This is a genomic window from uncultured Ruegeria sp. (assembly GCF_947489545.1).
GTDB lineage: Bacteria > Pseudomonadota > Alphaproteobacteria > Rhodobacterales > Rhodobacteraceae > Ruegeria.
In genome coordinates this window covers 1-208 of sequence record NZ_CANLDZ010000118.1, presented here as the reverse complement: position 1 = coordinate 208, position 208 = coordinate 1, and the positions used below count along the sequence as shown (strand labels likewise).

Here is a 208-nt window from a genome sequence, read left to right as displayed (position 1 = left end):
CGTCATAGGTGCTTTCGGCAAAAATCGTGACGGTATCGTCACCCGCACCGCCATAAATGCCACCGGTGAAGCGGCCATCTTCTATCTTCAGGGTATTTTTACCCCCCACAAGACGAATATCCCCGGTGAAACGGCCACGTTCCAAGGTCAAGGTATTGTTGCCCTCACTGCCATAGACATGGCCGGTGATGCTTCCGCCTGTCACAAT

General features: G+C 53.4%; 1 pseudogene. It reads right to left on the bottom strand.

The window, feature by feature from the left end:
• Positions 1-208 (bottom strand): annotated as a pseudogene (locus tag Q1B13_RS26980) (hypothetical protein); the annotation flags it as partial.